General features: G+C 72.0%; 5 protein-coding genes. All 5 read right to left on the bottom strand.

Going from position 1 to position 7,864, the window contains the following annotated elements:
• Positions 1 to 128 precede the first annotated feature (128 nt).
• The 5 genes from sucD to AOK15_RS37450 all read right to left on the bottom strand — a co-directional run bounded on the left by sucD (position 129) and on the right by AOK15_RS37450 (position 7,812).
• Entirely contained in the window at positions 129 to 1,013 is an 885-nt protein-coding gene (sucD, locus tag AOK15_RS37470) for a succinate--CoA ligase subunit alpha (protein WP_055523184.1), read from the bottom strand.
• Positions 1,014 to 1,034: 21 nt separating this feature from the next.
• A complete protein-coding gene (gene sucC, locus AOK15_RS37465) occupies positions 1,035 to 2,213 on the bottom strand; it encodes an ADP-forming succinate--CoA ligase subunit beta (RefSeq protein WP_055523182.1) in 1,179 nt (392 codons plus the stop codon).
• A 547-nt stretch (positions 2,214 to 2,760) separates the two neighbouring features.
• A complete protein-coding gene (locus tag AOK15_RS37460) occupies positions 2,761 to 5,061 on the bottom strand; it encodes a hypothetical protein (RefSeq protein ID WP_055523180.1) in 2,301 nt (766 codons plus the stop codon).
• Between the two features lie 260 nt (positions 5,062 to 5,321).
• A complete protein-coding gene (locus tag AOK15_RS47980) occupies positions 5,322 to 5,765 on the bottom strand; it encodes a hypothetical protein (RefSeq protein ID WP_240508776.1) in 444 nt (147 codons plus the stop codon).
• 883 nt (positions 5,766 to 6,648) lie between these two features.
• Complete coding sequence (locus AOK15_RS37450) at positions 6,649 to 7,812, bottom strand: vWA domain-containing protein (RefSeq protein ID WP_055523175.1); 1,164 nt, start codon at positions 7,810 to 7,812, stop codon at positions 6,649 to 6,651.
• Between the last annotated feature and the right edge of the window lie 52 nt (positions 7,813 to 7,864).

Here is a 7,864-nt window from a genome sequence, read left to right as displayed (position 1 = left end):
ATGGACAACGCGACGGGCCCGCACCCCACGTGGGGGGTACGGGCCCGCTCGACGTTCAGCTGGATCGAGTGCTCAGCACTCAGCAGTCAGCCTTCGACGCTCAGCGTTCGGCGTTCAGCGTTCAGCGTTCAGCCGCCGAGGATCTCGCGCGCCAGCTTCGCCGTCTCGGTCGGGGTCTTGCCGACCTTGACGCCGGCGGCCTCGAGGGCCTCCTTCTTCGCGGCGGCCGTACCGGAGGAACCGGAGACGATGGCGCCGGCGTGGCCCATGGTCTTGCCCTCGGGCGCGGTGAAGCCCGCGACGTAGCCGACGACCGGCTTCTTCACGTTCGCCTTGATGAAGTCGGCGGCACGCTCCTCGGCGTCGCCACCGATCTCACCGATCATCACGATGAGGTCGGTGTCGGGGTCGGCCTCGAACGCGGCGAGCGCGTCGATGTGCGTGGTGCCGATGACCGGGTCGCCACCGATGCCGACGGCCGACGAGAAGCCGATGTCACGGAGCTCGTACATCATCTGGTACGTCAGCGTGCCGGACTTCGAGACGAGACCGATGCGGCCCGGCTTGGTGATGTCACCGGGGATGATGCCGGCGTTCGACTGACCGGGCGTGATCAGACCGGGGCAGTTGGGACCGATGATGCGGGTCTTGTTGCCCTTCTCGACGGCGTACGCGTAGAACGCGGCGGAGTCGTGCACCGCGATGCCCTCGGTGATGACGACCGCGAGGGGGATCTCCGCGTCGATGGCCTCGACGACGGCGGCCTTGGCGAAGGCCGGCGGCACGAAGAGGACGGACACGTTCGCGCCCGTCTTCTCGATCGCCTCGGCGACGGTGCCGAAGACCGGGATCTCGGTGCCGTCGACGTCGACGGTCGTGCCCGCCTTGCGGGGGTTCACGCCACCGACGATGTTCGTGCCGTCGGCCAGCATGAGCTTGGTGTGCTTCATGCCCGTGGCACCGGTCATGCCCTGGACGATGACCTTGGAGTCCTTGTTGAGGAAGATAGCCATGGCTGTTCTGTCCCTCGTCCCTTACTTCGCAGCCGCGAGCTCGGCGGCCTTGTCGGCCGCGCCGTCCATGGTGTCCACGCGCTGGACCAGCGGGTGGTTGGCGTCGGAGAGGATCTTGCGACCCAGCTCGGCGTTGTTGCCGTCGAGACGGACGACGAGGGGCTTGGTGACTTCCTCGCCCTTGTCCTTCAGGAGCTGCAGCGCCTGCACGATGCCGTTGGCGACCTCGTCGCACGCGGTGATGCCGCCGAAGACGTTGACGAAGACGGACTTGACGTCCGGGTCGCCGAGGATGATCTCCAGGCCGTTCGCCATGACGGCGGCGGAGGCGCCACCGCCGATGTCGAGGAAGTTGGCGGGCTTGACGCCACCGTGCGCCTCACCGGCGTACGCGACGACGTCCAGGGTGCTCATGACGAGACCCGCGCCGTTGCCGATGATGCCGACCTCGCCGTCGAGCTTGACGTAGTTGAGGCCCTTCTCCTTGGCGGCGGCTTCCAGCGGGTTCGCCGACGCCTTGTCCTGGAGCTCCTCGTGCTCGGGCTGACGGAACTCGGCGTTCTCGTCCAGGGACACCTTGCCGTCGAGGGCGATGACATCGCCGGAGGCGACCTTCGCCAGCGGGTTGACCTCGACGAGGAGCGCGTCCTCGGCGACGAAGGTCTTCCACAGGGTGACGAGGATGTCGGCGACCTTGTCGGCGACCTCGGCCGGGAACTTCGCGGCCTCGACGATGCCGCGGGCGACCTCGGGGGTCACACCCTTGTTGGCGTCGATGGGGGTCTTGGCGACAGCCTCGGGGCGGGTGGCCGCCACCTCCTCGATCTCCATGCCGCCCTCGACGGAGGCGATGGAGAGGAAGGTGCGGTTGGTGCGGTCGAGGAGGAAGGAGACGTAGTACTCCTCGACGATCTCCGGAGCGGTCTCGGCGATCATCACCTTGTGGACCGTGTGGCCCTTGATGTCCATGCCGAGAATGTCCGTGGAACGGGCCACGGCCTCGTCCGGGGTGGCGGCGAGCTTCACACCGCCGGCCTTGCCTCGACCACCGACCTTCACCTGAGCCTTGACGACAGACTTGCCGCCCAGCCGCTCGGTGATCTCGCGCGCCGCCTCAGGCGTGTCGATGACTTCACCGGCCAGCACCGGTACACCGTGCTTGGCGAAGAGGTCCCTCGCCTGGTACTCGAACAGGTCCACGCGCTTCCGTCCCTATCAGTGATCGCGGTTCGTTGGATGCGTGGGCGTGCCGCGAAGGGCAACGTGACGTCCGCCGAGAGTCACTAGGGAGGCGCACACGGTGTCCGAGCGCGCGGCATGTCCGTCTCGCAGGTTATCGCTGCTTCCGGGAGCCCTCTAAATCGCGCGTCACACCTGAGCGGTGATACCTGTCACATGATGCCGCGCTCACTGACACGGCGTGCCGTATGTGAGCCGCATGTGGGCCGGATTGCGGGGCCTCACCGGGCTGGGGTGCACCCGGTGAGGCCCTTTCACCGGGCCCTTCCTCGGCTCGGGGAAGGGCCCGCGGCGGGTGATCGTCTCCCCAATGAGGACCACCCGCCCTCTCCGTCGGCATCCACTCGAACCCGACCGACGGCTTCGGCCGTCCGGGTCTCCTCCGACGGAGAACAGCACTGGAGGAGCACTGGAGCAGCACTGGAGCAGCACTGGCAGCGCTACGGGCCGGACGCGTTCACCCGGCCCTCCCGCGCACCGGCCGAGCGGCACGACGCACGGGGCGCGGTCACCGGCCGCGCGGGACGTAACCCGGCGCGGTCGAGTCGGCGAGGGCCTCGACGCCGGTGACGGCGTTGCCGGCGAGCGGCGTGCCGGTCGCACCGACGGTCCCGGAGAGGTCCTCGGCGAACGGGGCGACCTGCCCGGCGACCGGCCCGACCTCGCCGGCGACACCGTGCCCGAAGGGGGTGACGTCCTCCACCACGCCGTACGCGAAGGGCGCGACACCGTCGGTCACGCCGTGCGCGAAGGGCATCACGTCGTCCGTGACGCCGTACGTGAAGGGGGTGGCGTCGTGCGCTACGCCGTGCGCGAGGGGGATGACGTCGTGCCCGGCGCCGTACGCGACGGGAGTGACGTCATGCGCGACGCCGTACGCGAAGGGCACGGCGTCGCCCGCCACACCGTCGGCCAGGTCGGCCGCGCTCCCGGCGACACCCGCGGCCACGGGGCTGACGTAGCCGACGACCACGTCCACGACGGGCTGCGCGGCGTCGACCGTGCCGTCCGCGAAACGCTGCGCGGCGCCGGCCATGCCCTCGGCGAACGGATACGGGGCATCGACCGTGCCGCCCACGAACGGATGCGCCGCACCTACCGTGCCGTCCACGAACGGCCTGGCCTCCTCCGCGACCAGCCGGCCCGCGAACGGCGCCGCGTCCTCCGTGACCAGCCGCCCGGCGAGGACCGCGGCGCCGTCGATGACCTGCTCCTTCACGAAGGCGGCCGCCTCGTGCGCGACCACCTGCTCCGCGAAGGGTGCGATCTGCTCCCCGACCAGGCCCGTCGCCAGCGGACCCGCCCCGCCGACGACACCCTCCGCGAACGGCGTCACGTCCCCGGCGACCCCGTACGCCAGCCCGCCCGCGTCCCGGACCGCCTGCCCGGCGACGGGCAGCACTCCGTCCACGGCGGTGCCCACGACCGGCGGAAGCACCGCGTCGGTCGTGCCGTCGACGGCGTACGCGACAACACGGGACGCGTACGGCGGTACGTCGGCCGCGACATGCCCGGCGAGCGCGGAGGAGTCACCCGCGGCCCCGTCCCCGAGGCCATGGGCACCAGCCAACGCCTGGTCGGCGAGTGCGCCGGTACCGGCGAGGGTTCCCCGCGCCACGGCGGTGGTGTGGGCGACCGTGCCGTACGCCACGTCCGTGGTGCCGGCGACCGTGCCGTACGCCACGGCGGTGGTGTGGGTGGTGGTCGTGCCGGTCAGCGTCGTGACGTCGTCGGCGGTGTGGCCCGCAACCGGGGTCACACCGGCGACGGCGGTGCCGACGACCGGGGGTGTGACGGCGGTGATCGTCTCGTCGACGACCGGGGTGACCGTGCGGGTGACGGCTGCGGGCAGCCCCTCGACGGTTCCGGTGGCGGTGCCACGGGCACTCGCGACTGTGCCGACCGCCGTCGTGTGGACGTTCCCGACCCTGCCCGTGATGTGGGCCGGGACCGCGGCGACCGCGGACTGGGCGGCGTTCGTGGTGGCGGTGGCCTGCGACTGGGCGTGGCCGATCGGCGCGGTGAGGCGGGTCCGGGCGCGGTCGGCGGTGCCGCGGGCCGAGGTGCGGGCGGCGGCCACCGTACGGTCCGTGCCGGTGGTCACGGCATCCACCTTCTGCCGTGCCGTGCCACGGGCTGCGTTCCCGGTGCTGCCGTGGAGCCGGGTCTGAGCGGCGGCGAGCGCCTGCTCCAGTTCGGGGGCGAAAGCGGCCAGCGGGCCGAAGAGGTAGTCGATCTCGTCGCCGGGGTGGTGGAGGTCGGCGGCGGTCGCCCGAGCGGTGCCGACGCCGGGATCCGCGGTCGCGGTGGTTGCCGCGACACGACCCGAAGCCCTGCCCACGGTGTGCGGGACCTCGCCGTCGACGTAGCGGCGCGCCTGGTCGGCGGCGTCGACGGACGCAACGGGCTCAACGGGCGCGATGGCGGCTGTCCTCTCCGCCTGCGCGGAGATGTAGCCGGTGACTGCCCCCGTCCTGTCGCCTGCCTGGGCCTTCGCCCCGGCGGTCGTGTCGGCGATCGTCGCGGTCACGCCGCTGACCGCGTCGGACGAGGTGACGTCCGAGACAGTGCCGATGACCCCGGTGAGGGCGCGGTCCACCGTGCCGGTGACCGTGCCCAGCGCGTCGGCGGCCGTGCCGCCGGTGTCGCTGTCGGCGGTGTCGGCGGTGTCGGCGGTGTCCACGGTCACGTCGTGCGCGGTGACCGCCGACGTGTGCAGTTCGTCCGCGCCGGCGGCGGTGGAGCCGAGCGCCCACGCGCCGGTGACACCGGCGGCTATGACGATGGAGCGGCGGATGTTCTTGTTCATGCGTACGTCAGTTCCTTCGGGATTCCGAGTCGTGGGAACCGGGTGGGAACCGCGACCGGTGCCGCCGCTCTCGTTGCGGTCCCGTGAGTGGGGACCGGCGGCCGAGCACCCGGCGTCGTCGCCTCCGTCGCTGGGACGGGGCCGCGGTACCGGTTCCGAGGGGTTCGTCCGGGCCTCCGCGAGAGGGAGGGACGTTCCGGACGGAGGGCTGAGCTGTCACGCCCCCGCTCGACCAGTGCTGCGGGGGAGGACGGCCTGCCCTACCCGGGGAACTCGGGGATGTCCCGGTGCCGCTCCCGGGTCCCGTCCGCGACATCGGCCGCGATGGCGCCGGGCGCGAGACTCAGTGGCGCCCGTAGAAGAGAGGTGACGGCGTGGGGCTCGGCGTGACGCGGCCCGCCGTTGTCGACCGCGGAGTGACCACCGAGGGCACCCGTGGGTACACCGCCGGGGCCCTGCCCCCGCGGCTCGACCGTCCGCCCGACACGCACATCCCCGGCCCCCGCGTCACGGTGGGGCACCGCCACAGCGGCCACGTCACCGTCCCCGGCGAACGGTCCGTGCACGACACGAACGGGACCGACGTACCGTTCACGACCGCCGTCCACACCGTGGTCGGCCTCGTCGGGCCGCACCGCGCCGGGCGCCCGAGGCGTCACCTCGACGGGCAACGTCTCCCCCGGCAACGTGGGCAACGTAGGCACGCGAGGCATCTGGGGCAGCTCAGGCGCGTCCGGCCACTCAGGGACCCCCGGCCATCCGGAGCCCTCGGGCCACGAAGGCATCTGAGCCTCCGGCGGGAACGACGACGCGTCCCCCGGCCCTCCGGCCACGGCCTCCAGGGCATCCCCGACCGGCCGCAACACGTCCTCGGTGACGGGCCGCAGCACCTCGTCAACGACCGGATCCGGATGCACGACGTCCCGGCCGACCGGCCGCACGACGTGCTGTGCCACAGGCCGCACCACTTCCCGCGCGACGGGCCGCACCACTTCCGGCGTGACGGATCGCACCGCATCCCGCGTGACTGGCCGCACCGCATCCGCCGTCACCGTCTTGACGAGCTGCCCGCCCGCCGACGCCGTCACGTCATCGACCACGCCGGTGGTCTCGACGGGCCCCGTGTCCCCAAGTCGCGCAGCAGGGGCACTCGTGCCGACGGCAGTCGAAGTCGTCGCCCCCTCCGCCGCGTTCGCGCGCCCCCCACAGAGGATCCCGAGGACGAACAGTCCACCCACCACGAGCAGCAGCCGCACCACACGGCGCCCGGTGGCTCCGCGCAACACGCGCGGGGCGGCACCGGCACCGGGAAGTGCGGCTGCTGGAGTCAAGACGGGGAGGTTCCTCCCGTGCGGCGGTACTACGGGGTACGGGGTGGAGATGCGAACACCCGTGTGAAGGCTGTGAAGCGCTGCCGATCCTCGCACGGACCGCCCGCCGTCGCGCAAGCCCCACGTCACCGATGCGCCGTCATGTCCGCTTTTCAACCTCCCCTGTCCGGTTCCTCGCCCTGGCCTCAGCCCCAGCCCCAGCAACCACCCGGCCACCGCCGCACAGCCGCTACCGCCGCACAGCCGCCCCCACCCTTCAGGCGCTGTCCGGTATCGGCAACGGCCGCTTCTCGATCGCCGCCGCCATCACCTCCGGGAACAGGTCGGGCGTACAGGCGAACGCCGGTGCGCCCAGGGCGGAGAGGGCCGCCGCATGCTCCCGGTCGTACGCGGGCGCCCCCTCGTCGGAGAGCGCGAGCAGCGTCACGAACTGCACCCCGGACGCCTTCATCGCCGCCACCCGCTTCAGCATCTCGTTGCGGATGCCTCCCTCGTAGAGGTCGCTGATCAGCACGACCACCGTCTCCGCGGGCCGGGTGATCTGCGACTGGCAGTACGCGAGGGCCCTGTTGATGTCCGTGCCACCGCCGAGCTGGGTGCCGAAGAGGACATCGACCGGATCGTCGAGCTGGTCGGTGAGGTCGACGACCGCCGTGTCGAAGACGACGAGCCGGGTGCTGATGGACCGCATCGACGCCAGTACCGCCCCGAACACGGACGCGTAGACGACCGACGCCGCCATCGACCCCGACTGGTCGATGCAGAGGATGACCTCCTTCTTCACCGACTGCGAGGCCCGCCCGTACCCGATGAGCCGCTCGGGCACGACCGTGCGGTACTCGGGCAGGTAGTTCTTCAGGTTGGCCGCGATCGTGCGGTTCCAGTCGATGTCGTGGTGGCGCGGCCGGCTGACACGGGCGCTGCGGTCGAGCGCTCCGGTGAGGGTGGCCCGGGTGCGGGTCGCGAGCCGCTTCTCCAGGTCCTCGACGACCTTCCGCACGACGGCCCGTGCCGTCTCCTTCGTCGTCTCCGGCATGGCCTTGTTCAGGGAGAGCAGGGTGCCGACGAGGTGGACGTCGGCCTCCACGGCCTCCAGCATCTCCGGCTCCAGCAGCAGCGTGGACAGCCCGAGGCGGTCGATCGCGTCGCGCTGCATGACCTGGACGACGGAGGAGGGGAAGTACGTCCGGATGTCCCCGAGCCACCGCGCCACCGACGGCGCCGACGCCCCGAGCCCCGCCGAACGGTCCCGCCCCGTCTGCGGCTTGTCCCCCTTGCCGTACAGCGCGGTCAGCGCCTGGTCCATCGCCGCGTCCCGGCCGCCGAGCGCGCATCCGGTGCCGTCGGCCGAGTCCCCGCCCAGCACCAGCCGCCAGCGCCGCAACCGTTCATCGGCCGCACCCCCACGCGCTCCCTCCACGACGGCCCCCTTCGTCCCCTTCGCCGACCCCGTAGCGCCCTCCACGGCCCCC

Source organism: Streptomyces ossamyceticus, assembly GCF_001418475.1.
GTDB classification, from domain to species: Bacteria; Actinomycetota; Actinomycetes; order Streptomycetales; family Streptomycetaceae; genus Streptomyces; species Streptomyces ossamyceticus.
This window is presented reverse-complemented; position numbering and strand designations above follow the sequence as displayed.

Excerpts from the sequence above, each read along its gene's own strand:
- sucD (WP_055523184.1), bottom strand. The coding sequence starts at position 1,013 with ATGGCTATCTTCCTCAACAAGGACTCCAAGGTCATCGTCCAGGGCATG.
- AOK15_RS37460 (WP_055523180.1), bottom strand. The coding sequence starts at position 5,061 with ATGAACAAGAACATCCGCCGCTCCATCGTCATAGCCGCCGGTGTCACC.